The organism is Sphingomonas echinoides, from assembly GCF_029623395.1.
GTDB lineage: Bacteria > Pseudomonadota > Alphaproteobacteria > Sphingomonadales > Sphingomonadaceae > Sphingomonas > Sphingomonas echinoides_A.
The window spans coordinates 16927-42786 of sequence record NZ_JAPYKK010000016.1 but is presented as its reverse complement, the minus strand read 5'-3'; the positions used below and the strand labels follow the sequence as shown (position 1 = coordinate 42786).

The 25860-nt window shown below is 67.0% G+C and carries 28 protein-coding genes and 1 tRNA gene; 10 read left to right on the top strand and 19 right to left on the bottom strand.

All coding sequences use genetic code 11. The features are described from left to right. Positions 1-141: 141 nt before the first annotated feature. Positions 142-1185 carry a hypothetical protein gene (locus QBJ92_RS11335; protein ID WP_277969802.1) on the bottom strand — a complete coding sequence of 348 codons (1044 nt, stop codon included), beginning with the start codon at positions 1183-1185 and terminating at the stop codon, positions 142-144. A 272-nt stretch (positions 1186-1457) separates the two neighbouring features. Continuing rightward, positions 1458-1544 (bottom strand) — tRNA-Leu (locus tag QBJ92_RS11330). Between the two features lie 123 nt (positions 1545-1667). Between QBJ92_RS11330 and QBJ92_RS11325 the strand changes: the two genes are divergently transcribed. Further along, complete coding sequence (locus QBJ92_RS11325) at positions 1668-3029, top strand: MATE family efflux transporter (protein ID WP_277969801.1); 1362 nt, start codon at positions 1668-1670, stop codon at positions 3027-3029. Here the strand turns inward: QBJ92_RS11325 and QBJ92_RS11320 are convergent. Next, on the bottom strand, positions 3001-3732 hold the full coding sequence (locus QBJ92_RS11320; RefSeq protein WP_277969800.1) for an MJ0042-type zinc finger domain-containing protein: 732 nt from the start codon (positions 3730-3732) through the stop codon (positions 3001-3003). The two genes, QBJ92_RS11325 and QBJ92_RS11320, sit on opposite strands and share 29 nt — an antisense overlap. Positions 3733-3984: 252 nt before the next feature. Here QBJ92_RS11320 and ftsE point away from each other — a divergent pair, with 252 nt between their 5' ends. Genes ftsE through QBJ92_RS11300 form a run of 4 tightly spaced genes read left to right on the top strand, consistent with a single transcriptional unit; the run spans position 3985 to position 6828 of the window. Continuing rightward, the gene (gene ftsE / locus QBJ92_RS11315) at positions 3985-4692 is read left to right on the top strand and encodes a cell division ATP-binding protein FtsE (protein ID WP_277969799.1); all 708 of its coding nucleotides are present in this window, start codon (positions 3985-3987) and stop codon (positions 4690-4692) included. Next, positions 4689-5582 carry a cell division protein FtsX gene (locus tag QBJ92_RS11310; protein ID WP_277969798.1) on the top strand — a complete coding sequence of 298 codons (894 nt, stop codon included), beginning with the start codon at positions 4689-4691 and terminating at the stop codon, positions 5580-5582. Before ftsE ends, QBJ92_RS11310 begins: the two co-directional genes overlap by 4 nt. Further along, the gene (locus QBJ92_RS11305; RefSeq protein WP_431358394.1) at positions 5582-6121 is read left to right on the top strand and encodes a YdcF family protein; all 540 of its coding nucleotides are present in this window, start codon (positions 5582-5584) and stop codon (positions 6119-6121) included. Before QBJ92_RS11310 ends, QBJ92_RS11305 begins: the two co-directional genes overlap by 1 nt. Beyond that, positions 6118-6828 (top strand): lysophospholipid acyltransferase family protein, encoded by a 711-nt coding sequence (locus QBJ92_RS11300; RefSeq protein WP_277969796.1) that lies wholly within the window; start codon positions 6118-6120, stop codon positions 6826-6828. Before QBJ92_RS11305 ends, QBJ92_RS11300 begins: the two co-directional genes overlap by 4 nt. Positions 6829-7027: 199 nt before the next feature. Here QBJ92_RS11300 and QBJ92_RS11295 read toward each other — a convergent pair whose 3' ends face one another. Further along, positions 7028-7936 (bottom strand): prephenate/arogenate dehydrogenase family protein, encoded by a 909-nt coding sequence (locus tag QBJ92_RS11295; RefSeq protein WP_277969840.1) that lies wholly within the window; start codon positions 7934-7936, stop codon positions 7028-7030. Positions 7937-8040: 104 nt separating this feature from the next. Between QBJ92_RS11295 and metX the strand changes: the two genes are divergently transcribed. From metX to QBJ92_RS11275, 4 genes are read left to right on the top strand one after another with little or no spacing between them, the layout of a single operon-like run. Next, positions 8041-9156: a homoserine O-acetyltransferase MetX gene (metX, locus tag QBJ92_RS11290; RefSeq protein ID WP_277969795.1), complete on the top strand. Its 1116-nt coding sequence runs from the start codon at positions 8041-8043 to the stop codon at positions 9154-9156. After that, the gene (locus QBJ92_RS11285) at positions 9153-9590 is read left to right on the top strand and encodes a GNAT family N-acetyltransferase (protein ID WP_277969794.1); all 438 of its coding nucleotides are present in this window, start codon (positions 9153-9155) and stop codon (positions 9588-9590) included. The genes metX and QBJ92_RS11285 overlap by 4 nt, the downstream gene beginning before the upstream one ends. Next, positions 9587-10219 (top strand): methionine biosynthesis protein MetW, encoded by a 633-nt coding sequence (gene metW / locus QBJ92_RS11280; RefSeq protein WP_277969793.1) that lies wholly within the window; start codon positions 9587-9589, stop codon positions 10217-10219. The genes QBJ92_RS11285 and metW overlap by 4 nt, the downstream gene beginning before the upstream one ends. 28 nt (positions 10220-10247) lie before the next feature. Continuing rightward, entirely contained in the window at positions 10248-10646 is a 399-nt protein-coding gene (locus QBJ92_RS11275) for a response regulator (RefSeq protein WP_277969792.1), read from the top strand. Positions 10647-10649: 3 nt separating this feature from the next. Here QBJ92_RS11275 and QBJ92_RS11270 read toward each other — a convergent pair whose 3' ends face one another. The 6 genes from QBJ92_RS11270 to QBJ92_RS11245 form a co-directional block, all read right to left on the bottom strand. Continuing rightward, positions 10650-12173, bottom strand: coding sequence for a sensor histidine kinase (locus QBJ92_RS11270; protein WP_277969791.1), 1524 nt, complete (start codon positions 12171-12173; stop codon positions 10650-10652). A 32-nt stretch (positions 12174-12205) separates the two neighbouring features. Continuing rightward, positions 12206-12775: a single-stranded DNA-binding protein gene (gene ssb / locus QBJ92_RS11265; protein ID WP_277969790.1), complete on the bottom strand. Its 570-nt coding sequence runs from the start codon at positions 12773-12775 to the stop codon at positions 12206-12208. Between the two features lie 30 nt (positions 12776-12805). Then, on the bottom strand, positions 12806-14671 hold the full coding sequence (gene feoB / locus QBJ92_RS11260) for a ferrous iron transporter B (RefSeq protein ID WP_431358393.1): 1866 nt from the start codon (positions 14669-14671) through the stop codon (positions 12806-12808). Between the two features lie 11 nt (positions 14672-14682). Continuing rightward, complete coding sequence (locus QBJ92_RS11255) at positions 14683-14955, bottom strand: FeoA family protein (protein WP_277969789.1); 273 nt, start codon at positions 14953-14955, stop codon at positions 14683-14685. A gap of 71 nt (positions 14956-15026) precedes the next feature. Further along, positions 15027-15728, bottom strand: coding sequence for a COQ9 family protein (locus QBJ92_RS11250; RefSeq protein WP_277969788.1), 702 nt, complete (start codon positions 15726-15728; stop codon positions 15027-15029). Positions 15729-15736: 8 nt separating this feature from the next. After that, positions 15737-16660 carry a DMT family transporter gene (locus tag QBJ92_RS11245; protein WP_277969787.1) on the bottom strand — a complete coding sequence of 308 codons (924 nt, stop codon included), beginning with the start codon at positions 16658-16660 and terminating at the stop codon, positions 15737-15739. A gap of 55 nt (positions 16661-16715) precedes the next feature. Here QBJ92_RS11245 and QBJ92_RS11240 point away from each other — a divergent pair, with 55 nt between their 5' ends. Further along, positions 16716-17804: an alkene reductase gene (locus QBJ92_RS11240; RefSeq protein WP_277969786.1), complete on the top strand. Its 1089-nt coding sequence runs from the start codon at positions 16716-16718 to the stop codon at positions 17802-17804. A gap of 278 nt (positions 17805-18082) precedes the next feature. On the opposite strand, the gene QBJ92_RS11235 is transcribed toward QBJ92_RS11240, so the two are convergent. From QBJ92_RS11235 to QBJ92_RS11195, 9 genes are all read right to left on the bottom strand, one after another. Further along, positions 18083-19456, bottom strand: coding sequence for a cytochrome P450 (locus QBJ92_RS11235; protein WP_277969785.1), 1374 nt, complete (start codon positions 19454-19456; stop codon positions 18083-18085). Positions 19457-19523: 67 nt separating this feature from the next. Beyond that, positions 19524-20060 carry a GNAT family N-acetyltransferase gene (locus tag QBJ92_RS11230; protein WP_277969784.1) on the bottom strand — a complete coding sequence of 179 codons (537 nt, stop codon included), beginning with the start codon at positions 20058-20060 and terminating at the stop codon, positions 19524-19526. A gap of 10 nt (positions 20061-20070) precedes the next feature. Next, positions 20071-20490 (bottom strand): 6,7-dimethyl-8-ribityllumazine synthase, encoded by a 420-nt coding sequence (gene ribH / locus QBJ92_RS11225; protein WP_277969783.1) that lies wholly within the window; start codon positions 20488-20490, stop codon positions 20071-20073. Continuing rightward, positions 20490-21653: a 3,4-dihydroxy-2-butanone-4-phosphate synthase gene (ribB, locus tag QBJ92_RS11220; RefSeq protein ID WP_277969782.1), complete on the bottom strand. Its 1164-nt coding sequence runs from the start codon at positions 21651-21653 to the stop codon at positions 20490-20492. Before ribB ends, ribH begins: the two co-directional genes overlap by 1 nt. Further along, positions 21643-22260, bottom strand: a complete 618-nt coding sequence (locus tag QBJ92_RS11215) for a riboflavin synthase (RefSeq protein ID WP_277969781.1) — start codon at positions 22258-22260, stop codon at positions 21643-21645. Before QBJ92_RS11215 ends, ribB begins: the two co-directional genes overlap by 11 nt. 5 nt (positions 22261-22265) lie before the next feature. Continuing rightward, the gene (ribD, locus tag QBJ92_RS11210) at positions 22266-23285 is read right to left on the bottom strand and encodes a bifunctional diaminohydroxyphosphoribosylaminopyrimidine deaminase/5-amino-6-(5-phosphoribosylamino)uracil reductase RibD (protein WP_277969780.1); all 1020 of its coding nucleotides are present in this window, start codon (positions 23283-23285) and stop codon (positions 22266-22268) included. Between the two features lie 3 nt (positions 23286-23288). Beyond that, positions 23289-23639, bottom strand: coding sequence for a hypothetical protein (locus tag QBJ92_RS11205; RefSeq protein WP_277969779.1), 351 nt, complete (start codon positions 23637-23639; stop codon positions 23289-23291). A gap of 226 nt (positions 23640-23865) precedes the next feature. Further along, positions 23866-24273: a host attachment family protein gene (locus QBJ92_RS11200; protein WP_277969778.1), complete on the bottom strand. Its 408-nt coding sequence runs from the start codon at positions 24271-24273 to the stop codon at positions 23866-23868. Positions 24274-24427: 154 nt separating this feature from the next. Next, complete coding sequence (locus QBJ92_RS11195; protein ID WP_277969777.1) at positions 24428-25753, bottom strand: glutamate--tRNA ligase; 1326 nt, start codon at positions 25751-25753, stop codon at positions 24428-24430. Positions 25754-25860: the final 107 nt, after the last annotated feature.

Below are 25860 nucleotides of genomic sequence, written 5' to 3'. Positions count from 1 at the left end.
CCCTATGCGGTGAATGGTTGCGCCGGAGTTGGGTGGCGGCGGCGACGGGGTCAAGGGCTGGTGATGCTGACGGCGTGTTCGAACGCGGAGAGCGACAACCGCGCCGGTTGCCGCTCTCGTTGCTCTCGGGACTGGTTTCGATCAGCTGCTGGCGAGCATGGTCACGTCACTGCCGACAGGAATCAGATAATTGACCACTATGTTCGAGGGGTGGATCTCTTTGCCCGTCGCGTGGTCAAATTGCTGGTGGTTGGGGAAAACCTCCGTCGATGGTCGGGTGTATTTCGCGAAGACATCGTTCTCGGACGCTTGGATGATCGACGCGCTCATCGCGAGGTTGAACGTGGAAAGCCCCGTGCCACCATTGGCATAATAGCTGTAACTGATCGTCGTGCTCCAGTTGGCCGGAACGTTCGCGACGATGAAGAAGCCGATCTGTCCGGTGGTCGGCACCGTCGTCAGCGGCAGATTCAGATAGGTGCCGTCCGGTAGCGGTGTCGCCGACGAGAAGGACACTTGCGACCCCACCGGCAGGCCGGTGCACGTCAACGCCAACTGGACGGTCGCTGCGGTGCTCGATGCGGGATAGGGCGTGGTGTTGGTGAACGTAGCGGAGTTGGTCGCCCATTGGACATTGTGCCAGCCCGCGCCCCCGGTGCTGCCGATCCAGGCGGCAAGCTGATCCATCGACGAAACCGCTGCTGGCGGCTGCTGGCTCGAGAACGGGAAGTCGGCGGTCGAGATGAACCCGACGAGGCAATAATGTTCCGAGGTGGTGGGCGGCGTCCAACGGAACGCATCGGTCGTGACGCCGATCGCATTGGGCGCCATCGATGCGATGGTGCTGACATTCGCGCCAGTGGACGTCGTGATCTGGTTGTTCATCCACTGCACCGGATACAGGAACAGCGACTGCGGCGCGTAGAAGAGCTGCGCCTCGCCGGTGGTAGCAGCCGTGCCGAGGTTCTTGCCGCGAAGGTAAATGTAATTGGGCGCGTTCTGCACCACCGGCTGGGTCGGGTCGGTGGCGTAGCTCGTCGTCGAACCGTAGGTCGCTTGCGGATTCGTTGTGGGTTGGGTGCCGACGCTGAACACGTCCGGCGATGCGGTCCAGCCTCCGGTCCGTGGCATCGCACCTTGGTCCTGCAGATTCTGCCGTACCAGAACGCCTGTATATTGAGCCATCTGTTCCTCCCCTGCGACCTCGACATGCGAATTGATGTCGACCCCGGACGTTTATATTTGCCGAGTAGGGAAAGGTTGACCGATCACGTGTTGGGATCACAGCACGGTTTGCGCCATTCCAAAGGGAATGACTTAAAGAACTGTCGAACAGATGAAAGATTTACAGCAGGATATGCGGATTTATTAGCGCCCATCTGGACGCAATCGTCGCCTCTGCCGCAGCAGCATGTTGGACTCCCGCAGGGAGTAGATCCGATATCAGCGGGAAAAAATGGTGCGGCCGAGAAGACTCGAACTTCCACGGGCTTTCGCCCACAACGACCTCAACGTTGCGCGTCTACCAGTTCCGCCACGGCCGCACGTAACATCACCGGGCAAGCCCGGCAGCTGGTAGGCGAGCGCCCCTAGCAAGACTATTCGGGCGACGCAATGGCTGACCGCCAAGGCTATCGTTTTTTATGCGCTTCCCGTAGCAGCACGCCATGACATACGGGCGACCGGCTACCCTGGCGGAAACGCACCGAATCCTGTCGCTGGCGTGGCCGGTGATGCTCACCAGCCTCAACTGGACGATCCTCAACGTGACCGACGTGGTCGTGGTCGGGCTGACCGGGACCGACCAGGTCGCGGCCTTCGGGGCGAGTCGCGCGCTGACCTTCGTCACGATCGTCGCAGGGCTGGCGTGGCTGTCGGGAACGCTCGTCTTCACGTCGCGCGCGGATGGGGCGCGGGATCTGCCCGCCACGGGTGCGACCCTGCGCGAAGGGCTGGTGCTGGCTGCGATCCTCGGGTTGGTGGGGGCGCTCGGGTTCGGGCTGTTCGCCGCACCATTGCTGGGCGGAATCGGAGTCGCGCCCGCGCTGGTCGATCCGGCGGCGGCGGTCGTCCGGATGATGGCGCTGGCCTATCCCGCGCAGATGATCAGCATCGCGGCCAGCTTCTTCCTCGAAGGCGTCTCGCGCCCGCGCCGCGTGACCGTGGTCAATCTCGCCACGCTGCCGATCAACGCGCTGCTGGCGTGGATACTGGCGGACGGGCATTTTGGCGCGCCGGCGATGGGGGCGGTCGGCGCGGCGCTGGCGACGACGATCGCGTCGCTGCTGGGGGCGGCGGGGATGCTCGGCGTTGCCTGGACGACGCGCGATGCGCGCGCACGCGGGGTGCGGGACATGACGCTCGCCGTATGGCGCGCGGCGGTGCCGGGGGCGCTGCGGCTGGGGCGGTTCGGCGCGATCCCGGCGCTTGCGTCGGGGCTCGAACTGCTCGGCTTCTCGATCCTGATCGCCTTGTCGACCGATCTCGGGCCGGTGACCGCGCACGCCTTCCAGATCGTGTTTTCGCTCCACAACGTCACGTTCGGCGCGGCGGTCGGGCTCGCGTCCGCGGCGGGGGTTCGCGTCGGCAATGCGGTGGGGGAAGACGCCCCCGCCCAAGTGCGCCCGCGCACGCTGATCGCGGCGGGGCTGGCGGCGGCGATCACGGGCGCGCTGGCGATGGTGACGCTGCTGCTGCGCGTGCCGGTGGTGGAGGCGTTTCCAGCGGCGCCGGGGGTCCATGCGGCGGCGCTCGCGATGCTGCCGGTGTGGGTGCCGTTCATCCTGTTCGACGGGGTGCAACTGGTGTTCGTCTATGCGCTGCGCTCATTGGGCGACCAGATCGTCGCGGGGGTGAACAGCATCATCGCGTTCTTCGTCGTAACCGGTGGCCTCGGCTGGCTGCTGGTGACGCACGGCGCGGGGCCACTCGGGCTGGTCTATGCCTCGGGGCTGGGGATGGTCGCGGCGACGGTCTTGCACGGCGCGCGGTTCGTCTGGGTCAGCGCGCGGATTCGCCCGAGAAGCTGAGCGACAGGAACTTCGCATTGACCGGCACGTCGAGCTTGGCGCTGTTGAACTCGACGCGGCCCTTGGGCGGCAGCGACGTGGCCTCGGGGCGGATTACCCAGCTGAAGACGACCCGACGCTGCGAATCGAGCAAGTCGGCGCGGATGTCGGGGACGCGCTGGCGCGTGTCGGTCGGGTTGAGCACCGTCCCGCTGACCGCGAACACCTCGTTGCCGTTGTAATCGTGTCGGTCGATCGGCTTGTTGATCAGCCGCAGCGGGGTTTCGGTCGATGTGTGGAACAGCGCGGCAGCGGTGCGGGGCGCGCCGCTGGTGATGATCGCGGCGGTCGCGCCGAGCATCGCCACGCCCGCGACGACCGCGGCGATCGTCCAGCGCCGCGCGGGGTTGCGGCGCGCGCGGAACGGCGGCTGATGCGCGAACGCGTCATAGTCTGTGTAGCTGCGGGTCGGCTCGACCGGTGTCGGGACGGTCGGGGAAATGGGGGCAGCGATTTCCGGCGCGGCGTCGCTTTCCCGGGGGGCAGCCGCTGTCGAGTCTTCCGGCGCGTCGTCTTCCACCGGTTGATCGAGCTCGAGCGCGGGAACGGGTTCCTGGAACCAGCTGTGCTTGCAATTGGCGCAGCGCACGTAGCGCCCTTCCGGCCCGACCGCGCTATCGGGGATCACATAGCGGGTGTCGCACTCGGTACATTCGAGGATCATCGGGGCAATTCAGACAGCAAGGGGTGCGGGGCAGGCAACGAGCGCGGACGGGGGGCGGCATATCGCACGATACGCGCGCCGCGGCGTCCACAAGGATAACGGAATCTACGCCGCCGACCGCCCCGGTGGCAAGAGCCCCGCGCGCGCCGGCGCGGAACCCCGCCGGCGCGGCACCTGCGTGCTTGTCGCGGCGGCGAAGATCGTGCGATGCAGGATGCGGGGCATGAACAAGTAGCGAGTAGCGCACGCCGCATGGCGAATATCGTTCAATTCGAGAATGTGGGGCTTCGCTACGACACGGGGCAGGAAACGCTGTGCGACCTCAGCTTTTCGCTGTCGCGCGGCGCGTTCTACTTCCTGACCGGTGCGTCGGGTGCGGGAAAGACGTCGCTGCTGCGGTTGCTGTATCTGTCGCAGCGCCCGACCCGCGGCAGCATCCGGCTGTTCGGCGAGGATGCGGTGACGCTGCCGCGCGCGCGCCTGCCCGGCTTCCGGCGGCGGATCGGCGTGGTGTTCCAGGATTTCCGGCTCGTCCCGCATCTCTCCGCGTTCGACAATATCGCGCTGCCGCTGCGCGTGTCGGGGGTGCCCGAACGCGAAGTCGCGGACCCGGTGCGCGAGATGCTCGCCTGGGTCGGGCTGTCGGACAAGACCGATGCGCGACCCCCGACGCTGTCGGGCGGCGAGCAGCAGCGCGTCGCGATCGCGCGCGCGGTGATCGGGCGGCCCGAGATCCTCGTCGCGGACGAACCGACCGGCAACGTCGACCCCGACATGGCGGAACGGCTGCTCCATCTGTTCGATTCGCTCAACCGGCTGGGCACGACGGTCGTCGTCGCGACGCATGATTTCCACACGCTCAAGCGAATCCCGCACGCGCACATGATGCGGCTCGACAAGGGGCGGCTGGTCGATCCGACCGGATCGCTGCGCTTCCCGCCACCCGATACCGTGCAATGACCATGGGGATCATCGCATCGGCGGCGGATCGGCGGTTGCTCGACGACCGCCACGGCACGCGCGCGATGGCGTGGGTGATGGCGATCATGCTGTTCCTCACGGTGCTCGCCGCTGCGCTGGGGCTTGCCACGCTCGGGGTGGCCGCGGTGCTCGACCGCCAGCTTGCCGGCCGGCTGACGGTGCAGGTCGTCGCCCCCGCCGAAAGCGTCCGCACGCGCGAGGCCGCTGCCGCGCTGGCCGCGTTGAAACGGCTTCCCGAGGTCCGGCGCGCGGTTGCGGTCGATCCGGCGCATCTCGCCGAGATGCTTCGGCCATGGCTCGGCACCGACGGCGCGGACCCCGATCTGCCGATCCCCGCGATGATGGACGTCGACCTGACGCAAGCGAGCGCCGCGACGCTGGCGCGCGTCCAGGCGGTCGTGCGCGCGGCGGCGCCGAGTGCACGCGTCGACCGGCAGGAAAGCTGGCTGGGCCCGGTGCGCTCGGTGATGCGGATGTTGAGCGGGATGGCCGGCGGGCTGGTGCTGCTGATGGCGGGGGCAACCGCAGCGGTCGTGATCCTCGCGGCGCGCGCGGGGCTCGACACGCATAGCGACACGATCGCGGTGCTCCACATGCTGGGGTCGACCGACGTCCAGGTCGCGCGGCTGTTCCAGCGGCGGATCGGGCTCGATACGCTGCTCGGCGGACTCGTCGGGATGGCGGCGGCGATCGGCGTGGTGCTGCTGGTCGGGGTGCAGCTCGATGCGCTCGGGTCGGATCTGGTCACGGGATTGCAGCTCGGGGTGCGCGACTGGGTAATCCTCGGCTGCCTGCCGATCGCCTTTGCGATCCTGGCGACGCTGGCGGCGCGGCTGGCGGTGCTGGCGGCGCTGCGGCGGGTGTTGTGATGCTGCGGCTGATCGCCTTTCTCGCGCTGTTGTGGGGCGGCGGGTTCGCGCTGTTCCTGGCGACGATGCCCGGACCCGCGCCCACGGTGGGGGCGCCGACCGACGCGATCGTGGTGCTGACCGGATCGTCGGGGCGGATCACGCGCGGGCTGGCGCTGCTGCAGGACCATGCCGCCAAGCGCATGCTGATCAGCGGGGTCGCCCCGCAAGTCCGCCCCGGCGAGCTCGCGCATGAATATGACGTCAGCGCGCAGTTGTTCACCTGCTGCATCGATCTTGGCCACGAGGCGGTCGACACGCGCTCGAACGCGGACGAAACCGCGGACTGGGTGCGCGAACACGGCTATCGCTCGGTGCGGCTGGTGACGTCGGACTGGCACTTGCCGCGGGCGCGGCTGGAACTGGTCAACGCGCTGAACGGCGATGCGACCGTGCTTGGCGACGGCGTGCCGAGCAAGCCGCGCTATCCGATGCTGATCGCCGAATATAACAAATTGCTGTTGCGCCGCGTGGCGCTGCTGATTGGGGCGGCTACATGATCGCGATGCGCAACCTGCTGTTCAAGATCGTCTTCTACGCCGGATCGGTGCCGATCGTGCTGACCTCGGTGCTTTCCGCGCTGTTCGGCACGCGCGCGATGATCGCGCACACCCATTTCTGGACGCAATATCACGGCCTGACCACGCGGACCTTCCTGCGGATCTTCAAGCGGATCGAGGGTGAGCGATTCTATGACGGTCCGGTGCTGTACGCCGCCAAGCATCAGGCGATGTACGAGACGCTCGAGCTCGGGCGAATGCTGCGGCATCCCGCGATCGTGATGAAGCAGGAGCTCGCCGATATTCCGGTATGGGGCTGGGCGGCGAAACAATATGGCGTGATCGTGGTCGACCGCGAGGCATCGGCGGGCGCGTTGCGGCGCATGCTGCGCGAAGCGCGGGTGGCGCTGGCGGCGGGGCGCTCGATCCTGATCTTTCCGGAAGGCACGCGCGTCGCACCGGGCGAACAGCCTGCGCTCAAGGCAGGGTTCGCCGGGCTGTATCAGATGCTCAAGATCCCGGTCGTGCCGATCGCGATCGACAGCGGTCTGGTGTGGCCGCGCCAGGGGCCGCATGTGCCGGGGACGGTGACGTACCGGTTCGGCACGCCGATCCCGCCGGGGCTGCCCCGCGAGGAAGCGGAAGCGCGCGTGCACGCGGCGATCAATGCGCTGGAGCGGGAGCCAGCTGGGGTGACCTCACTCTAGTTGCGTCATCCCCGCTAAGGCGGGACATTTGCATTAAAGGCAATCGGTGGTTTGATCGTCATCTGCGCCCCAAAAGCTGCCGTCATGCTGAACGTGTTTCAGCATCCACCGTGCAACAGGCATCGTCCGGACTCGCGGAGGGCCGGATCCTGAAACAAGTTCAGGATGACGTACGGTTTTTCAACACCAACGAAGCGCGTTACTCGTGCGTCCGCCCGAAATCGGGGGCCGGATCGTCCTGCCCCTGCTCGATGATTCCACGACGCACCGCGCGGGTCTTGGTGAAGAGATCGAACAGCTCGTCCCCCTTCCCCCAGCGGATCGCACGCTGAAGCGCGGTCAGATCCTCCGAGAAGCGCTGGAGCATGTCCAGCACCGCCTCGCGGTTCGCCAGGAACACGTCGCGCCACATCGTCGGGTCGGACGCCGCTATCCGCGTGAAATCGCGGAAACCGCCCGCCGAATATTTGATCACCTCGGACTGAGTGACTTCCTCCATGTCGGATGCGGTGCCGACGATCGTATAGGCGATCAGATGCGGCAGATGGCTGGTGATTGCGAGCACGCGGTCGTGATGCTCCGGCGCCATCATCTCGATCTCCGCGCCAAGCCGCCGCCAGAATTCGGCGACGCGCTCGACCGCGAGCGGATCGGTGCCCTCGGGCGGGGTGATGATGCACCAGCGTTTGTGGAACAGCGTCGCAAACCCCGCTTCGGGCCCGCTGCGCTCGGTGCCCGCCACCGGGTGCGCGGGAACGACCGTGGCGCCGGGGAGCGCCTCCCCCAGCGCGCGGACGACCTCCGCCTTGCAGCTCCCGACATCGCTGACGATCGCTTCCGCGGGCAGATCGGCCGCGAACTCGGCGGCGGCGGCGCCCATCGCGCCGACGGGCACGCACAGGATGACCAGATCCGCGTCGATCACCGCCGCGCCGCTGCTGTCGGCGACATCGTCGAACAAGGCGATCCGCTCGGCAATCGCGCGGACCTCGGGGTCGGCGTCATAGCCGGTCAGCCGTACCGTGGGCATGGTCGCGCGAACCGCGCGGGCTATCGACGATCCGATCAAACCGATGCCGATGATGGTGACGCGGGCGAAGGGCAACATGGCACGCGACATGGCGGATCGATTCGGCGAAGGCAAGCATCCCCCCATCGTCCAACCGCAGCATCGCTTGTACCCGGCGCGTCCCGCGCTTATCCGCTACCGCCATGGACGACACGCGCTTTGGGCTTGCCCGCCACGTCACGTTGCCGGGGCCGTTGCGGCTCGACGGGGGCGCGCTGCTGTCGCCGGTCGAGATCGCCTATGAGACCTATGGCACGCTCAATGCCGATCGCTCGAACGCGATCCTGATCTGCCACGCGCTGACCGGCGACCAGCATGTCGCCTCGCGCCATCCGGTGACGGGCAAGCCGGGCTGGTGGGAACGGATGGTCGGCCCGGGTAAGCCGGTCGATCCGGCACGGCATTTCATCATCTGTTCCAACGTATTGGGCAGTTGCATGGGGTCGTCCGGCCCCGCGACGGTCAACCCCGCGACGGGGGCGCCGTGGGGGATGAGCTTCCCGGTCATCACGATCCGCGACATGGTGCGCGCGCAGGCGATGCTGCTCGATCATCTCGGGATCGATACGCTCGCGGCGGTCGTCGGCGGGTCGATGGGCGGGATGCAGACGCTGAGCTGGCCTGCGACCTTCCCGGACCGAGTGCGCGCGGTCGTCATCATCGCCTCCACCGCGCGCCATACCGCACAGAACATCGCGTTCCACGAAGTCGGGCGACAAGCGGTGATGGCCGACCCGAAATGGCGCGGCGGGGCCTATTACGAGGAAGCCGATCCCCCTTCGGCGGGGCTGGCGGTCGCGCGGATGGCGGCGCATATCACCTACCTGTCCGAGGCCGGGCTCACCGCCAAGTTCGGGCGGCGGCTCCAGGCGCGCGACGCCAAGAGCTTCGGGTTCGACGCCGATTTCCAGATCGAAAGCTATCTGCGCCACCAAGGGATCAGCTTTGTCGACCGGTTCGACGCCAATTCCTATCTCTACATCACCCGCGCGATGGATTATTTCGATCTGGCGGAAGAACATGGCGGCCACCTCGCCAACGCCTTCCGCGCGACCAAGGCGCGCTTCTGCCTCGTCAGTTTCGATACCGACTGGCTGTATCCGACCGCGGAATCGCGTGCGATCGTCCATGCGCTCAACGCGGCGGGCGCGCCGGTCAGTTTCGTCGAACTGTCGAGCCCGTTCGGGCATGACGCATTCCTGCTGGAGGCGCCCGAGTTGAACCGCGTCGTCGATGGTTTCCTGAGGGCTGGCGCATGACCGATATCATCCTGTCCGACGATCGTAGCCTGTTGCAGATCGACCGCATCCACGGCTGGCTCGCATCGAGCTATTGGTCGCCCGGCATCGCCCGCGATCTCGTCGAGCGCGCAATTGCAGGGTCGCATCCGCTTGGCGCGTATCGCGGCGACGTTCAGGTCGGGTTCGCGCGGATGATCACCGATCATGCGACCTTCGCCTGGCTCGCCGACGTGTGGGTCGATGAGGCCGGACGCGGTCAGGGGCTGGGGCGGCGGATGGTGTCGTGGTTCCTCGACCGTCCCGATTACGCCGCGCTGCGCCGGATCGGGCTGGCCACCAGGGATGCGCACGGGGTGTATGAGACGCTCGGCTTCCATTCGCTGATCCGCGCCGACCGCTACATGGAACGGCTTTCGCCCGAGGCCGCAGCATTCGCGCGGGCGCCGCAGTGATGCTCCGCCCCGATCTTGCGATCATCGCCGACCGGATCGAGCCCGGCGCGCGCGTACTCGACGTCGGCTGTGGCGATGGCGCGCTGATGGCCGCGTTGCGCGACACCAAGCAGGTCGACGCGCGCGGGCTCGAACTCGACGCGGGCAATGTCGCGGCGGCGGTCTCGCGCGGTCTGTCGGTCATCCAGGGCGATGCCGACATCGACCTGAAGGAATATCCCGACGCCAGTTTCGACTATGCGATCCTCAGCCAGACCTTGCAGACCGCGCATCGCCCCGACGTCGTGCTCGACCATCTGTTGCGGATCGGCCGGCGGGCGTTCGTGTCCTTCCCCAACTTCGCGCACTGGCGCGTGCGCCTGTCGCTGTTGTGGGGCGGGCGGATGCCGGTGACGCGGTTGTTGCCCGAACAATGGTTCGACACGCCCAACATCCATCACGTCACGATCGACGATTTCCGCGGGTTCGTGAAGGCGCGGGATATCGCGGTCGAGGGTGCCTGGTTCCTTTCCGGGGACAAGCAAACGACCTCCGCCGCGGCCAATTTCCGCGCGGAACATGCTGTATTTCTACTGAGTTCTAACGAATCTGCGGAACCAAAGCTTTCTCCGCGGGGTTCGCAACATTAACTTACATCATCCAGATCGTGTTCTTGTTATGTCTATCCCGACTGCCTTGATCGTAGAAGACGAAATCTTCGTCGCGCTGGACCTCGAACGAATCCTGATCGACGCCGGTTATGCAGTCAAAGCGATTGCGGCGGACAAGCTTGGTGCGCTGGATGCTGCGGAGAATTGCAACTTCGCGCTCGTCGACATCAACCTGCGCGATGGCGCCACCGGACCCGAACTCGCACAGACGCTGTCGGAGCAATATGGGTTGAAGGTGGTGTTCGTCACCGCCAACCCAAGCCAGATCTCGCACTCGACCGGGGCGCTTGGCTATGTCCGCAAGCCCTTCAGCGAATCCGCCATCCTGTGCGCGGCAGCGGCGGCAACCACCGGCGAAACCCTCAACCAGGAAGCGCTGAGCGGCGATTTCGTCCTGCTCGCCTGAGCCTCACCCGCGGCTGAGTGCAGCCCGCCCGACGGTCAGCACCACCTGCAACCCGTCTTCCGCCCAATGGTGGACGACAGTGCCCCCCAATTGCCGCGTCGCGCTGAGATCGATCAGCTGCGCGCCGAAACCGGCGGTTTCGGGCCGCGACACGTCGGGCCCCCCATGTTCGCGCCAGGTCAGGACGATCTGGTCGCCGTCGACGGCGCTGATGACCGTGACATGCCCGGTGTCCCTCGACAGCGCGCCATATTTGACCGCGTTGGTGGCGAGTTCGTGGAACAGCAGCGCCAGCGGCGTTGCCGAGCGGTCATCGATCGCGACGTCGGCCCCGGAAATCCGGACGCGGGCCGTATCGACGGTCTGATACGGTTGGAACAGCGCGTCGAGCAATCCGTGCAGGCTGTTCTGCCGCGCCTCGGGTCGTGAGCGCGCACTGTGCGGCCGCACGAAATCATGCGCGCGGCCAAGCGCGGTGACGCGCTGGCGCAGATCGTCCGCGATCGGCCGGAAATCCGGGTTCGCGCGCGCGGCGAACGAGATCAGCCCTGAAATCACCGCGAAGATGTTCTTGATCCGGTGGCTCAGCTCCTGCGCGATGACCTCGCGCTCCTCGCTCGCCAGCTTCTGTTCGTGGATATCGGTGCACGTGCCGATCCACCGCATGATCGCGCCCTCGGCATCGACCATCGGCAACGCACGGCCCAGCGTCCAGCGATAGGTACCGTCGCGATGCCGCAGCCGATACTCGATCTGATACGGCTCCCCGGTGGCAAGCGAGTGCCGCCATTGTTCCCACGCCCGCGCCTGATCCTCGGGATGGAAGATGTCGTTCCAGGCGTCGCCATCGGTCGATCCCGGGAACATGCCGGTGAATTCGTACCAGCGCGCGTTATAGTAATCGTGGAAACCGTCGGGCCGGGTCGACCAGACCATTTGCGGCATGCTGTCCGCCAGCGTCCGGAACCGGCCCTCGCTGTCGGCGATCGTCGCGCGGGCGATCGCGCTCGTCCGGCTGTCGCTCAATCGGTTGAGCACGTCGGCGGCAAGCACCTTGAGGCCCTGGCGCTGGAAATCGGTCAGGTCGGCGCGCGGCGTGCGATCGATGATGCACAGCGATCCGAGCGGAATGCCGCCATCGCTGATGAGCGGCATGCCCGCGTAGAAGCGGATCCCGAGATCCCCCGTCACCAGCGGGTTGTCGCTGAAGCGCGGGTCCAGCGTCGCGTCCGGCACGATCATGATGTCGGTCCCGAACATCGCGTGCGCGCAGAAGGACGTTTCGCGCGGGGTCTCGCTCGCGTCGAGGCCGGTGCGCGACAGGAACGTCTGGCGGCTCGCCTCGACGATGCTGACCAGCGCGATCGGTGCATCGCACAGGATCGCCGCGAAGTCGGTGATCTTCTTGAGCGCGCTATCGTCGCGCAGCGTTTCGATGCGGTGCTCGGCGATCGCGATCGCGCGCATTCCCTCATCGACGCGCCAACCGTGGCCGATCGGCGCGTCCGTGGAGAGTTCGTTAATCATGTAGGAGTGCAACGCAGCGCAACCGGTTCGGTTCAGAACGGAACGTCGTCGTCGAGATCATCCGCGAACCCGCCCCGCGCCGCGCCGCCGCCGCTCGCCGGTGCACCACGGCTCGCGCCGCCCCGGTTCCCGCCGCCGCCGCCGCCGTAGCCGCCACCGCCGCCCGAACCGCCACCGAAGTCGTCGCCACCGCCGAAGTCGTCACGACCCCCGCCGCCGCCGCCGCCGGCACCACCGCCCGAACCGGGCGCGCCGTCCAGCATCGTCAGCACGCCGTTGAAGCCCTGCAGCACGATCTCGGTCGAATAGCGGTCCTGGCCCTGCGCGTCCTGCCACTTGCGGGTCTTGAGCGCGCCTTCGATATAGACCTTCGAACCCTTGCGCAGATAGCGTTCGGCGACGCCGCCGAGCGCTTCGTTGAAGATCGCGACCGAATGCCATTCGGTCTGTTCCTTGCGCTCGCCGCTGTTCTTGTCCTTCCAGGTTTCCGACGTCGCGATGCGCAGGTTGACGACCTTGCCGCCGTTCTGGAAGCTCTTGCTTTCGGGATCACGGCCGAGATTGCCGACGATGATCACCTTGTTGACGCTGCCGCCCGCCATAATCTTGAAGTCCCGCTGCTGTGGGGCCCGCTAGAGCCCAAGTCCGATTGCGGCCCAGTAGACCGCGCCTGCAGCGATGTACGCGAGCGCGAACAAATAGCCAACCATGAAGGCGGGCCACGTCCAACCGTTGGTCTCGCGCCGGGTGACGGCGATCGTGGAAATGCACTGCGGTGCGAACACGAACCACATCAGGAACGCGAGCGCGGTCGGCAGGCTCCACCGCGCATGGAGCGTCTGCGCCATCTTGGCTTCGTCCTGGTCGCTTGCCGAATCGATCGCATAGACCGTGCCGAGCGCCGCCACCGCGACCTCGCGCGCGGCCATCGCCGGGATCAGCGCGAGCACGATGTCGCGGTTGAAGCCGATCGGCCGGAAGGCGGGCTCGATCGCATTGGCGATCCGTCCGGCAACCGAATAATTGACCGGCGAGACCGGGCTCCCCTCGGGCGGCTTGGGGAAGCTCAAAAGTGCCCACAGCACGATCGTCGTGAACGCGATCGTCGTGCCCGCGCGCTTGAGGAACGCCTCCGCCCGGCTCCACAGCCCGATCGCCAGATCGCGCAGGCGCGGCATCTGGTATTTGGGCATTTCCATCATGAAGCCCGAGGATTCGCCCTTGGTCACCGTCCGCCGCAGCACCAGCGCCACCACGAACGCGCCGACCACCCCCATGATGTACAGGCCGAGCATCACCAGCCCCTGCAACCCCACGAACGGCAGGACCTTAATGTTGGGGATCAGCGCGCCGATCACCAACGTATAGACCGGCAACCGCGCCGAACAGGTCATCAGCGGCGCGACGAGGATCGTGGTCAGCCGGTCCTTCTCGTCCTCGATCGTCCGCGTCGACATGATTCCCGGTACCGCGCAGGCAAAGCTCGACAGCAGGGGAATGAACGCCCGCCCCGACAGGCCGACGCTCGCCATCACCCGGTCCATCAGGAAGGCGGCGCGGACCATGTAACCGCTCGCCTCGAGCACCAGGATGAAGAAGAACATGATCAGGATCTGCGGCAGGAACTTCACCACCGCGCCGACGCCCGCGATCATCCCGTCGGTGATCAGCGAGCGCAGCACCGAATCGGGCATCACGTCCTTCACGCGTCCGGAAATCCAGTCGAACCCCGCCGCGATCGCATCCGCGGGGGCGGCGCCGGCGAAGAACACCGCCTGGAACATCGCGAACAGGATGACGAACAGCAGCACCAGCCCGAACACCGGATGAAGCGCGACCGAATCGAACGCATGGCCCCAGCGGCGCGCAGGCGCCTCCGCCACGGTCGCCGCCGTCGCGATCTTGCGCGCGCGGCGTTGCAGCGTGACGATGTCCTCGCCGATCGCATGGTTGCTCGGGCGCAGCCGAATCGCAGCATCCGCATCGACGATCCCGCCGAGCAGCGTCTTCAATTCCTCGAGCCCGCGCCGCCGCACCGCGACGGTGGGCACGACCGGGACGCCCAGCTCTTCCGACAACTTTTTCGGATCGAGCGTCAGCCCGTCACGCTCGGCCAGATCGAACATGTTGAGCGCGACCACCACCGGCAGACCAAGCGCGATCAGTTGAAGCGTGAAGCGGAGATGGTTGTCGAGGTTGGACGCATCGACCACCACGACCAGCGCATCGGGCAGCCGCTCGCCGGTTTGCGTACCGGTCACGACGTCGCGCGTGACGCGCTCGTCGGGGCTGGAGGGATCGAGGCTGTAGGCGCCGGGGAGATCGACCAGATCGACGACCCGTCCATCGGGCAGGGCGAGTCGCCCCGAATGCCGTTCCACCGTGACGCCGGGATAATTGCCGACTTTCTGGCGCGCGCCGGTCAGCGCGTTGAACAGCGCACTCTTGCCGGCATTGGGATTGCCGACCAGCGCCACGAGCGGCGTGGCGGTCGTCACTGGAGGGTCACTCAGTGCGTGACGGGCGAAACGAAGATCGCACCCGCGACCGCGCGGCGCAGCGCGACGGTCATCCGGCCGATCCGGCAGGCGATCGGTCCGCGGCCGAGGCTGGCGCGGTGGAGCACTTCGATCCCCACGCCCTCATCGAAACCGAGTTCGCGGAGACGACGCGCTTCCGGGGTCGAGAGATGCGCCCAGTCGATCGCGGCGACCGTCGCGACTTGCCGATGCGGCAGGGATTCGAGGCTGAGCGGGAGCTTGACGGGGTGCGACATGTCCATGATGCGACTGATTATCAATAACGACCGGGAAGCGCCAGCACTAAATGCGATCCGTTCGCAGCCCGTCGCATTCACACCGCCGGATAGCGCAACCGACCGACAAACCGCGACAGGCTCGGCCGCAATTCGGACTGGCCGACCATCCGGTTCTTGATCCGCTCGAACCGCATGATCCCCCAGATCCGCCGCGCGAGGAACGCGCGCGTGTCTGCATGGCCCTCGCTGGCGTCGTCGAGGAAGACCGTGATGGTCGCGGCGTACACGCCCGACAACAGCGTCCGCTTGGTATAATGGTTATAGTCGGTCGCGGTATCGCCCGCCGCGCGCCACATGACGTCGGCAGCATGCCAGCCGAGCTTGATCCCGCGCACCGCATTCTGCGGGAGTGCCAGGATCGCGAGCGCGCGGCGGAGCGCCTCGCGATTGGGCGCGACGATGTCGAGCCGTGCCTCGACCAGCGCGGGGATGCGGTCGCGCACTTTCATCGTCATCAGACGGTCCTGCGGCAGGCGCGCGAGCATCTCGGCATCGACCTGCGCGAACCACGCCGCAATCATGTCGACCGCGCCGCCCGGAAACGCCAGCCGCGCGACGTCGCGGTCAACCCCCGCCTGGTCCGCCGCCATGTCGCGCGCGGCGTCACCCCAGCCGTCGAACCCGGCATTGTCCGCAATCGACGGCGCAAGCGCCGCGCGGATTTCGTCGAGCGTCGCGTCGGCAAGACGATTGACGGGGGTGGTGACGGGAACGGGGAGCGGGATCGGATCGGCCATGCCCCTATCTAGTCGCGTGCGCGACGGCTTACCAGCACCAGCGCGACCGCGACGAGCGATGCCCCGAACAGATCGGGCAAGCCCAGTTTCTCGCCATAGACGGTCCAGCCGATCGTCGCGCCGACCACCGGCTGGACCAGCAAGGCGAGCCCGACCACCAGCGGCGGCAGCTTGCCGAGCGCGAAGAGCATCAGCCCCTGCCCGATCACCTGGCTTACCAGCGCCAGCCCGACCAGCGGGCCCCAGTGCGTCGGCCACATCGTCTCACCAAGCAGCAGCGCGAAGAGCAGCAACGGCAGGATGCTGGCGAGCGTCGACAAGGCGAGCGCGGGAACCGGCGGCAGCGTCGCGCGGGCGCGCGCCATCAGGATGAAATAGCCGGTGTAGAGCACGCCGGCGAGCAGGCACAGCATGTCGCCCGCCAGGTTGCGCGGATCGAGCTGATACGACCGCCCCATCAGCAGAACCGCGCCGACCGTCGCCAGCAGCAGCGCGATGCCCTGGATCCGCGTCGGCCAGCTCCGCGCGGCAAGGAAGCCGTAGATCGGGAACATCAGGATCGCGCAATTGCCGAACAGCGTGGCGTTGGCGAGCGTGGTGCGCAGGATGCCGAGGTGCCAGCTCGCCAGATCCGCCGCGAAACATACGCCGCCCACCGCGATCATCGCCCACAACAGTCCCGACAGTCCACCGGCGCCGGTATTCCGCGAGGGGCGCCACCCGGTCGCCAGCGCGGCCCCCGCCAGCAGCGGCGCCGCGAGCGCAATCCGCCAGAATGCCGAGGATACCGGCCCGACATCCGCCAGCCGGACGAACCACGGCCCGAAGGCGAGCGCGGCGTTCGCCAGGATGACCGCGGCGATCGCGAGCGGGGTCGGCTCGACCGGGTTTTTGGGCGAGACAGTTTTTCTTTCGGAGGAGCGCGGATGCATGCGGCCGTGTAGCTTCCTATCTGTGCTGCGTCACAGCAAAAGGACTTCGTGTTTTATGCCCAGCTTGTTCGATCCCATCCAGCTCGGTGCGATCCACGCCCCCAACCGTATCCTGATGGCGCCGCTGACGCGGGGCCGCTCGACCAAGGCATTCGTCCCGACCGAGATCATGCAGGATTATTACGAGCAGCGCGCGAGTGCGGGCCTCATCATCACCGAAGCGACTGGAATCAGCCGCGAGGGTCTCGGCTGGCCGTTCGCGCCGGGCCTGTGGAACGACGAGCAGGTCGCGGCGTGGAAGCCGGTCACCGAGCGCGTCCATGCCGCCGGCGGCCGGATCATGGTGCAGATGTGGCACATGGGCCGCCAGGTTCATTCCTCGGTGATCGGCATGCAGCCGGTCTCGTCCTCGGCAACCGCGACCGCGGGCCAGGCGCACACCTATGAGGGCAAGCAGGACTTCGAGACCGCGCGTCCGCTCGAACTGTCCGAGATTCCCCGCCTGATCGACGATTACGAGCTGGCAACCCGCAACGCGCTCGCTGCCGGGTTCGACGGGGTGCAGATCCACGCGGCCAATGGCTATCTGATCGACCAGTTCCTGCGCGATAACGCCAACTTCCGGGACGATTCCTACGGCGGATCGATCGAGAACCGCATCCGTCTGCTGCGCGAAGTGACCGAGCGGGTCGCAAGCGTCGCGGGTGCCGACCGTACCGCGGTCCGCCTGTCGCCCAATGGCGATTCACAGGGGGTCGATGACAGCAACCCGACCGGCCTGTTCACCGCCGCCGCCACGGTGCTCGACACCATCGGCATCGCCTTCCTCGAACTGCGCGAACCCGGCCCCAACGGGACCTTCGGCAAGACCGAAGTGCCCAAGCAGTCGCCCGAAATCCGCAAGGTGTTCAAGGGCCCGCTGGTGCTCAACTCGGATTACACGACGGTCGCGGAGGCCCAGGCTGCGATCGACTCAGGCGTCGCCGACGCGATCGCGTTCGGGCGGACCTTCATCAGCAACCCCGATCTGCCGGAGCGCCTGCGCACCGGTGCGCCGCTGGCGAAGGACGATGCCAAGACGTGGTACAGCCAGGGACCGGAAGGTTACATCGACTATCCGGCCCTGCAAACCGCTGACGCGTAAGCCCATCTAACGGCCGCCGCGTCAGTCTTGGCGCGGCGGCCCCCTCCCCCGGATCCGTCATCCGAAACGATGGATTCCTGCCCGCGCGAAACCTCTGCAGACAGGCAATCGGACGTTTGAGCGTCACCCCGCCCCGCCCCCCAAAAGCCGCCGTCATGCTGAACTTGTTTCAGCATCCACCGCGCAACAGGCATAGTCCGGACTCGCGGAGGGCTGGATCCTGAAACGCGTTCAGGATGACGGACGTGGGATGACGGCATCTACCCAACCCCCAACCTCTACCCCAGCGGCACGAACCGCAGCGGCAACCCGTCCTTCGGGCGCGGGATCGGCCAGGCCTGCCATTCCGCCCCTGCCCCCGGCTCCAGCGCGATCCGATACCGGCTCAGCAACTGCGTCAGCAGGATCCGGATCTGCATCGTCGCAAAGTGCAGCCCCAGGCACATGTGCGCACCCCCACCGAACGGCACCCACGCATATTTATGCCGCGCGCGCACCGCTTCCGGCGTAAATCGGAACGGATCGAACCGCTGCGGATCGGGCCACAGCTCGGGCATCATGTGCGTATAGGTCACGCTGACGCTGACCGTGCTGCCCGCCGGAATATGATAACCGCCGTAGTCGAACGCCTTGACCGCCCGCCGCGGCAAGGACGGCACCGGCGGAATCATCCGCAGCGCTTCCTTGAACGCCATGTCGGTCAATTCCAGCCGGTCGAGCTGGCCATACGGCAGCGCGCCGCCGTCGTTGAGCCCAAGCTCGGCGATCTCCGCGCGCAGTTTCTCCTGCCATTCGGGGTTGCGCCCCAGCAGCATGACGAGGCTGGTCGCGGACGACGTGATCGTGTCGTGCGCCGCCATCATCAGGAAGTTCATGTGATCCGCGATCGCATCGGCGGATAGCGGTTGCCCGTCATCCCCGGTCGCGCGGCAGAATTGCGAGAAGAAGTCCTGCCCTTGCCCCGCCCGCCGCGCCGGAATCTCGCGCTTGAACAGATCGATCAGATAGGCGCGCGCCTTCACCCCCTTGCGCATCTGCGTGCCCGGCAGCGGAATGCGGATCGGCGTGACCGACGCCTGCACCTCGTCGACGAACGCCTGGTTGATCCGGTTCGCTTCCTCCCCCAGCGGCATGCCGAGGAAGCTCTCGGCGGCAAGATCGAGCGTCAGTTCCTTGATCGCATCGTAGAAGCGCAGCGGCCGGTCGCCCCAGGTCGCGACTTCGCGCGCGATGCCGACGTTGAGCGTCTCCGCATAATGCCGCATCGGCTCGGGCTTGAACGCGACCGCCATGACCTTGCGGTCGGCGCGGTGCTTTTCGAAATCCATCAGCATCAACCCGCGCGGAAACAACAGGTTGAGCAGCGGCCCCCACCCCTGTTCGGACGAGAACACGCGATCGCGGTCGAACAGCACGAGTTCGTTCGCTTCCGGGCCGACTAGCGTCACGGTCGGTCCGCCGAACGCATTGTTGCGGAACACCGGACCATATTGCGCGATCATCCGCCGCCCGAACGCACCCGGATCGCGCAGCATCTTGAAGGTGTTGCCGACGAAGGGGAGTCCGTCCTCGCCGGGAATATCGCGGATCGCGGATTGCTTCTGGCGCGGCAGCCAGTGGGGGTTGGCCTTGAACGTATGCGCGTACGCCATCGTGTTGCTCTCCCGCTTATTGACACGGGTATAAGTAAGCGCAGGGGTCGTGGGAAGAGGGCGTCGCTTAGCGCTTCCTAGCGCGCCACTCCGCCGCGGTCTGCCCCCACGCATCCACCGGCAGATGCGCCAGCGGCGCGGGCAAGCGCGTCGGTCCGCGGTTGACCGACCCCAGCCGGGCCGCCAGCGCAGCGGACTCGACGTTCTCCGGTGCGATCGTATGGATCACGTCGTCCCAGCCGAGCACGTCGAACGCATAGTCGATCGTCGCCACCGCCGCCTCGCGCGCGAAACCCTTGCCGGCGAATTCCCGCGCAACGCCCCAGCCGACTTCGGTCCCGGGCCAGCCCTCGGGCATCCACGGTCCGACGCGCCCGACCCAGCGCCCGGTGCCACGCTCGATCAGCGAGAACATCGAGAACCCGCGGATCTGCCACGCCCCCGCCATGATGCACAGCGAGCGCCACGCGGTGCCGCGGTCCTGCACGCCGCCTAGATGCCGCATCGTCACCGGGTCGGCGTTGAACGCATACCAGCCTTCCGCATCCTCCGCCGCGAGCGGGCGGAGGATCAGCCGTTCGGTAAACAGGATCGGCCCGTTCACCACGCGCCGCTCAGCCGAACCGGTCTTTAAGCGCGATCATCGCGAGCGCGGCCTTGGCGGCCTCGCCGCCCTTGTCCTTCTCGTCCTTGCGCGCGCGCGTCAGCGCCTGCGCTTCGTTCTCGGTCGTCAGGATGCCGTTGCCGATCGCAAGCCCGTCCATCGACAGCGCCATCAACCCGCGCGCGCTTTCGCCCGCGACGATCTCGAAATGATAGGTCTCGCCGCGGATCACGACGCCCAGCGCGACGAAGCCGTCATACTGGTCGCTGTCCGCCGCCAGCGCGACCGCGCCCGGGATCTCGAGCGCGCCGGGAACGGTGATCGTCTCGTGGCTGTGCCCCGCCTCTTCGATCGCGGCGCGCGCGCCTTCGAGCAGCAGGTCGTTGAGATGGTCGTAAAACCGTGCTTCGACGATGAGGATCTTGGCCATTATTCTCCGCCCGTACCGGGGATGGAACGCTCGTCAACGATCGACAGGCCATAGCCTTCGAGCCCGACGAGCGCGTGATGCGTGTTGGTCAGCAGGATCATTTCCTCGACCCCGAGTTCGGCGAGGATCTGCGCGCCGACGCCGTAATCGCGGAGTTCCTCGACCTCGGGCGCGCCCGCGCCCTTGCCCTCGCCGCGCAGCTTGATGAAGCGCGTGAGCGAATCCTTCATCGGCCGGTTGATCACGACGATCACGCCCGCGCCTTCCTCGCCGATCAGTTCCATCGAGCGCGACAGTAAGCCCGACCGCTCGTTTTCCTCGCCGAACACATCAACGAAGGTCGACATGGTGTGCATCCGCACCAGCGTCGGCTTGGCGGGGTCGATCCGGCCCTTGACCAAGGCAATCGTCTCGTCGCCGGTCGCCTTGTTGTGGAAGGTCATCGCCTTCCACTGCCCGCCCCAGCGCGAGTCGAACGCCATTTCGGCGCGCTTCTCGACGAGGTGGTCGTGGCGACGGCGATAGGCGATCAGGTCGCGGATCGTGCCGATCTTAAGATTATGAAGCTGCGCGAAGGCGACGAGGTCGTCGAGCCGGCTCATCGTGCCATCCTCGTTCATGATCTCGCAGATCACGCCCGACGGATTGAGCCCCGCCAGCCGCGACACGTCGACCGCCGCCTCGGTATGCCCGGCGCGCACCAGCACGCCGCCATCGCGCGCGACCAGCGGGAAGACATGCCCCGGCGTGACGATCTCGTCCTTGCCCTTCGATGAATCGATCGCGACCGAGATGGTCCGCGCGCGATCCGCAGCGGAAATGCCGGTGGTGACCCCGTCGCGTGCCTCGATCGAGGTGGTGAACGCGGTTTCGTGCCGCGTGCCATTGTGGCGGCTCATCAGCCCGAGCCCGAGTTCGTCGACCCGCTTCTTGGTCATCGCAAGGCAGATCAGCCCACGACCATGCTTGGCCATGAAGTTGATCTTCTCAGGGGTCGCCATCTGCGCGGGGATGACGAGATCGCCCTCGTTCTCGCGATCCTCGTCGTCGACCAGGATGAACATGCGGCCGTTCTTGGCTTCGTCGATCAGTTCCTCCGGCGACGACAGGAAGCCGTGGCGCAGCCGCGCGACTTCGGGACCGGACGATGGGTTAGCGGCCACGATAATGCTCCATGCGCTTGAGATACCGGGCCAGCACGTCGATCTCGATGTTGATCGGCGAACCGGCATGAAGGCTGCCGAGGGTGGTGACCGCGGCGGTGTGCGGGATCAGGTTGATCCCGACCAGCACGCGCTCGGGCTCGTCCTCGACGCTGTTGACGGTGAGCGACACGCCGTCGAGCGTGATCGACCCCTTGGGCGCGACGAACGGCGCGATGTCGGGTCCTGCCGCAACGACGACGCGGAGCGATCCGCCCTCGGTCGTGGTCGACACGACCTCGCCGATCCCGTCGACATGGCCGGTCACGATATGCCCGCCGAGTTCCTCGCCCAGCTTGAGCGCGCGCTCCAGATTGAGCTTGGCGCCGGCGGTCCATTGCCCCGCGGCGGTGCGCGACAGCGTTTCGCCCGAGACGTCGGCGGCAAACCAGCCGCCGAGCGCGTCGCCGCCCTTGTCGACCACCGTCAGGCACACGCCCGAACAGGCGATCGACGCGCCGAGATCGACGCCCTGCATGTCATAGCCGGTCGAAACCACGATGCGCAGGTCGCCGCGCTGTTCGACCCGGTCGATCGTGCCGATGTCGGTAATGATCCCGGTGAACATTCGCCTTATCCCCTTGCGCCCGGCGGTGCCGCGGCAGCGCGCGTCCTTACGCGCTCGTAAACCTCGAGCCGGTCGCTGCCAAGGGCGCGCGCGTCGGTCAAGCGCCAACGCCCGTGCACGTCGGCAAGGTCGGACACGCCGATGTCCGGGATCGTCCGTCCGCCACCGATCAGGATCGGCGCGCGGTACAGCAGCAACCGATCGACCAGATCCGCGGCGAGGAAGGCGGCGGCAGTGGCCGGGCCACCCTCGACCAGCACGTGATCGACTCCGGTGATGGCGGCAATCGCCTCGGGGGCCGACACATTTTCCCACGCGCCGGAATCGGCGTCGGGGTGCGCGAACGCCGGGGTGCGCGACAGGATCAGGCGGCGCGGCGCGCGGTCCTCGAGCCCGGCGAGCCGCACGTCGAGCGTCGGCGCATCCGCATCGATCGTCGCGCGCCCGACGAGGATCGCTTCGTGGCGCGATCGCTCGAGATGCGCGTGCGCCCGCGCTGCAGGGCCGGTGATCCACTTGCTCGCCCCCGAGTCCATCGCCATCGCGCCGTCGAGCGACATCGCCAGCTTGAGCGTCACGTACGGGCGCTCGAGCGCAAGCCGCGTCAGGAAACCCGCCATTGCGACGCGCGCCGCCAACTCGCCCGTCCCGACGTCGACCCCGATCCCCGCGGCACGCAACCGCGCGATCCCCGCGCCGTCGGTGCGCACGTCGGGATCGCCCACCGCCACGACCACACGCGCGACGTTCGACAGGATCAGCAGGTCGGCACAGGCGGGGCCGCGCGGCGAGACGTGCGCGCAAGGTTCGAGCGTCACATAGACAGTTGCGCCGCGCGACTTCTCCCCGGCCTGTGCCAGCGCCATCGCCTCGGCATGCGGGCGCCCCCCCGCCTGCGTCCAGCCACGCCCGACGACCTTCCCCGCTGCGACGATGACGCACCCGACGTTCGGGTTGGGCGCCGTCCGCCCGCGCCCGCGCGTAGCGAGCGCGAGCGCCGCGCCCATCCAGCGTGCATCGTCCATGGGTTAGATTCCCCAGGCTTTCAGCCCGTCATTGACCTTCTTGAACTGCGCCTTGCGTTCGTCCTGAAGCCGCTTGAGCTCAGCGTCCTGCTTGGCCTTCTCCGCGCTGTCGATCTTCTGCTGCGCGATGATCTGCGCATCGGTCCGGTCGAGCCGCCAGTTCTGCACATAGATGATGTCGCGATGATACGGCTTGGGCGGGATCCGCGATTCATAGATCACCCCCATGATCATCACATAGGTCAGCGCCAGCGCGACCCCCATGAAGCCGAGCTGATGCGGCCGCCGCGTCGTGACATACGTCTTCACATCGCGGAACGCCTGCTTGGGCGAAAGATACTGCAGGAACTTCATGGGGGAGAGATAGGCGTTGGCGGGGGGGGATGCCAGCCCCGGGTATCGCGACGCCTGCCCGCTTCGCGTTGGACCGGGCAGGCGATGCCGGGGATCTACGGGACTCGAGCTTAAAGGTCGAAGCACTGCCCCGCCTGACCGCCACCCTGGGCCACCCCGGACGACAAAGGCCTGCCGCATCGCTGCGGCAGGCCCGTCTCGATCATGACGATCGCACTGCGGAGAATCAGGCCGCGTGGACCGCTTTCTCGATATCGGCGACCGAGTGACCGGTAAGGTCCTTCGAGACTTCACCGACGAGCTTGGCGCTCAGCGTCTTGTGATAATGCTTGCGCAGTTCGCCCAGTGTGCGCGGCGCGGCGATGATCACCAGTTCGTCGATCGAACCGCCCATCAGCTTCTTGTTGAGCACTTCTGCCACACCAGCGGCAAAGGCGTCCTCATCCTGCTGGCTGTCCGACGGATTGGCGGAGCTGCTCGCGTGGCGTCCGCCCGAACCCATGTTTTCGGTCGATATGTCGCCTGTCGGCTGCTCGGTCAGCTTCAGCGAACCCGCATCGCCGGAGTTCTTGAAGAGCTTCAGATGCTCCCCGTCGACAACGGCGACGAGTGCGCCTTTTTTCAAATCGACCATGATGTCTTCCAATGACGTTTAGGGGTTGGGTGTAACCGGAGCTCAACTCCCATGCCCGCTGAACGGTTCATTTGACCCTGTACCGGGCTTGCCACACCGGGGCGACCGACCCGCAGGACGCCCGCGGGTGCGCCCCCCCGAGGACCGTTCCGCCCTATTCCCCCAACCGTGCCCGCGCCCGATCCTGCCCGATCAGCGGGAGCAGCGCCTTCATGTCCGGGCCATGGTCGAGCCCGGTCAGCGCGCGGCGGAGCGGCAGGAACAGCGCCTTGCCGTTCCGCCCGGTCTCGGCCTTGAGCGCGGCGGTCAGCGCGTGCCACGGGTCGGCATCCCAGGCGATCGCATTGGTCAGCCGAGCGGCGGATTCGAGGAAGTCCGCGTCGGCGGGGTCGCGCTCCGCCGTGATCGGCCCTTCGATCACGCGCCACCAGTCGGCGGCTTCGGCGACGGTCGTCAGATTGGGCCGCACCGCCACCCATTCCGCTTCGCCCATCCCCGCCGGAAGCCGGTCGGCGACGTGCGTATAATCGAGTTGGTGGACGATCTTGGCATTGAGTCCGCCGAGTTCCGCCTCGTCGAACCGCGCGGGCGCGCGACCGAACTTGGCGAAGTCGAAGCTTTCGACCAACGCCTGCGTGTCGACCAACGGCTCGACCGGCAAGCTCGTCCCGATCCGCGCGAGCAGCGCGCGCACCGCTTCGGGCTCGATCCCGATCTCACGGAAATGCGCGACGCCGAGCGACCCGAGCCGCTTGGACAATTTGCCCTCCGCCCCGGTCAGCAGCGCCTCGTGTGCGAACGCGGGCGGGGCGACGCCCATCGCCGCGAACATCTGCAACTGGAGTGCCGTGTTGGAGACATGGTCCTCGCCGCGCACTACATGGGTAATCCCCATGTCGGCATCGTCGATCGCGGAGGGGAGCATGTAGAGCCACGATCCGTCGGCGCGGCGGATCACCGGGTCGCTCATCGTCGCGGCGTCGAACTTCTGGGGGCCGCGGATCAGGTCGTCCCACAGGATCGGCGCGTCGTGGTCGAGCTTGAAGCGCCAGTGCGGTTTCACCCCGTCCGCTTCCAGTTGGGCGCGGTCGGTATCGGTGAGCGCGAGGGCGGCGCGATCGTAGATCGGCGGGAGTCCGCGTCCGGCGGCGATCTTGCGCTTGAGGTCGAGCTCCTGCGACGTTTCATACGCGGGGTAGATTCGCCCGGCTGCGCAAAGTGCGTCAAATCGCGCTTGGTAGAGCGCAAATCGTGCTGATTGGTGCTCAACTCCGCATGGAATCAGCCCCAACCAGGCGAGATCTGCGCCAATTGCGTCGACGAATCGCGCCTCGCTCCGCTCCGCATCGGTATCGTCGATCCGCAGCCAGAATTCCCCGCCCTGCGCTTGCGCCCACAACCAGTTGTGGAGCGCGGCGCGAATGTTGCCGACGTGGAGGTGCCCGGTGGGGGACGGCGCGAAACGGGTGCGAACGGTCATAAACGTGGCCTACGCACCGTCGCGATCCGGGGCAAGCGCGGGACGCTTTGTCCCCCGCCCCCTTTCGCGATGCGAAAGCCGCTTCTAAGGGAGGGGCGACTTTTTTC

What these genes read in the sequence shown, in the direction of transcription:
- QBJ92_RS11335 (WP_277969802.1), bottom strand. Translation starts at nt 1,185, where the DNA reads ATGGCTCAATATACAGGCGTTCTGGTACGGCAGAATCTGCAGGACCAA.
- QBJ92_RS11325 (WP_277969801.1), top strand. Translation starts at nt 1,668, where the DNA reads ATGACATACGGGCGACCGGCTACCCTGGCGGAAACGCACCGAATCCTG.
- QBJ92_RS11320 (WP_277969800.1), bottom strand. Translation starts at nt 3,732, where the DNA reads ATGATCCTCGAATGTACCGAGTGCGACACCCGCTATGTGATCCCCGAT.
- ftsE (WP_277969799.1), top strand. Translation starts at nt 3,985, where the DNA reads ATGGCGAATATCGTTCAATTCGAGAATGTGGGGCTTCGCTACGACACG.
- QBJ92_RS11310 (WP_277969798.1), top strand. Translation starts at nt 4,689, where the DNA reads ATGACCATGGGGATCATCGCATCGGCGGCGGATCGGCGGTTGCTCGAC.
- QBJ92_RS11305 (WP_431358394.1), top strand. Translation starts at nt 5,582, where the DNA reads ATGCTGCGGCTGATCGCCTTTCTCGCGCTGTTGTGGGGCGGCGGGTTC.
- QBJ92_RS11300 (WP_277969796.1), top strand. Translation starts at nt 6,118, where the DNA reads ATGATCGCGATGCGCAACCTGCTGTTCAAGATCGTCTTCTACGCCGGA.
- QBJ92_RS11295 (WP_277969840.1), bottom strand. Translation starts at nt 7,936, where the DNA reads ATGTTGCCCTTCGCCCGCGTCACCATCATCGGCATCGGTTTGATCGGA.
- metX (WP_277969795.1), top strand. Translation starts at nt 8,041, where the DNA reads ATGGACGACACGCGCTTTGGGCTTGCCCGCCACGTCACGTTGCCGGGG.
- QBJ92_RS11285 (WP_277969794.1), top strand. Translation starts at nt 9,153, where the DNA reads ATGACCGATATCATCCTGTCCGACGATCGTAGCCTGTTGCAGATCGAC.
- QBJ92_RS11275 (WP_277969792.1), top strand. Translation starts at nt 10,248, where the DNA reads ATGTCTATCCCGACTGCCTTGATCGTAGAAGACGAAATCTTCGTCGCG.
- QBJ92_RS11270 (WP_277969791.1), bottom strand. Translation starts at nt 12,173, where the DNA reads ATGATTAACGAACTCTCCACGGACGCGCCGATCGGCCACGGTTGGCGC.
- ssb (WP_277969790.1), bottom strand. Translation starts at nt 12,775, where the DNA reads ATGGCGGGCGGCAGCGTCAACAAGGTGATCATCGTCGGCAATCTCGGC.
- QBJ92_RS11255 (WP_277969789.1), bottom strand. Translation starts at nt 14,955, where the DNA reads ATGGACATGTCGCACCCCGTCAAGCTCCCGCTCAGCCTCGAATCCCTG.
- QBJ92_RS11250 (WP_277969788.1), bottom strand. Translation starts at nt 15,728, where the DNA reads ATGGCCGATCCGATCCCGCTCCCCGTTCCCGTCACCACCCCCGTCAAT.
- QBJ92_RS11245 (WP_277969787.1), bottom strand. Translation starts at nt 16,660, where the DNA reads ATGCATCCGCGCTCCTCCGAAAGAAAAACTGTCTCGCCCAAAAACCCG.
- QBJ92_RS11240 (WP_277969786.1), top strand. Translation starts at nt 16,716, where the DNA reads ATGCCCAGCTTGTTCGATCCCATCCAGCTCGGTGCGATCCACGCCCCC.
- QBJ92_RS11235 (WP_277969785.1), bottom strand. Translation starts at nt 19,456, where the DNA reads ATGGCGTACGCGCATACGTTCAAGGCCAACCCCCACTGGCTGCCGCGC.
- ribH (WP_277969783.1), bottom strand. Translation starts at nt 20,490, where the DNA reads ATGGCCAAGATCCTCATCGTCGAAGCACGGTTTTACGACCATCTCAAC.
- QBJ92_RS11215 (WP_277969781.1), bottom strand. Translation starts at nt 22,260, where the DNA reads ATGTTCACCGGGATCATTACCGACATCGGCACGATCGACCGGGTCGAA.
- ribD (WP_277969780.1), bottom strand. Translation starts at nt 23,285, where the DNA reads ATGGACGATGCACGCTGGATGGGCGCGGCGCTCGCGCTCGCTACGCGC.
- QBJ92_RS11205 (WP_277969779.1), bottom strand. Translation starts at nt 23,639, where the DNA reads ATGAAGTTCCTGCAGTATCTTTCGCCCAAGCAGGCGTTCCGCGATGTG.
- QBJ92_RS11200 (WP_277969778.1), bottom strand. Translation starts at nt 24,273, where the DNA reads ATGGTCGATTTGAAAAAAGGCGCACTCGTCGCCGTTGTCGACGGGGAG.
- QBJ92_RS11195 (WP_277969777.1), bottom strand. Translation starts at nt 25,753, where the DNA reads ATGACCGTTCGCACCCGTTTCGCGCCGTCCCCCACCGGGCACCTCCAC.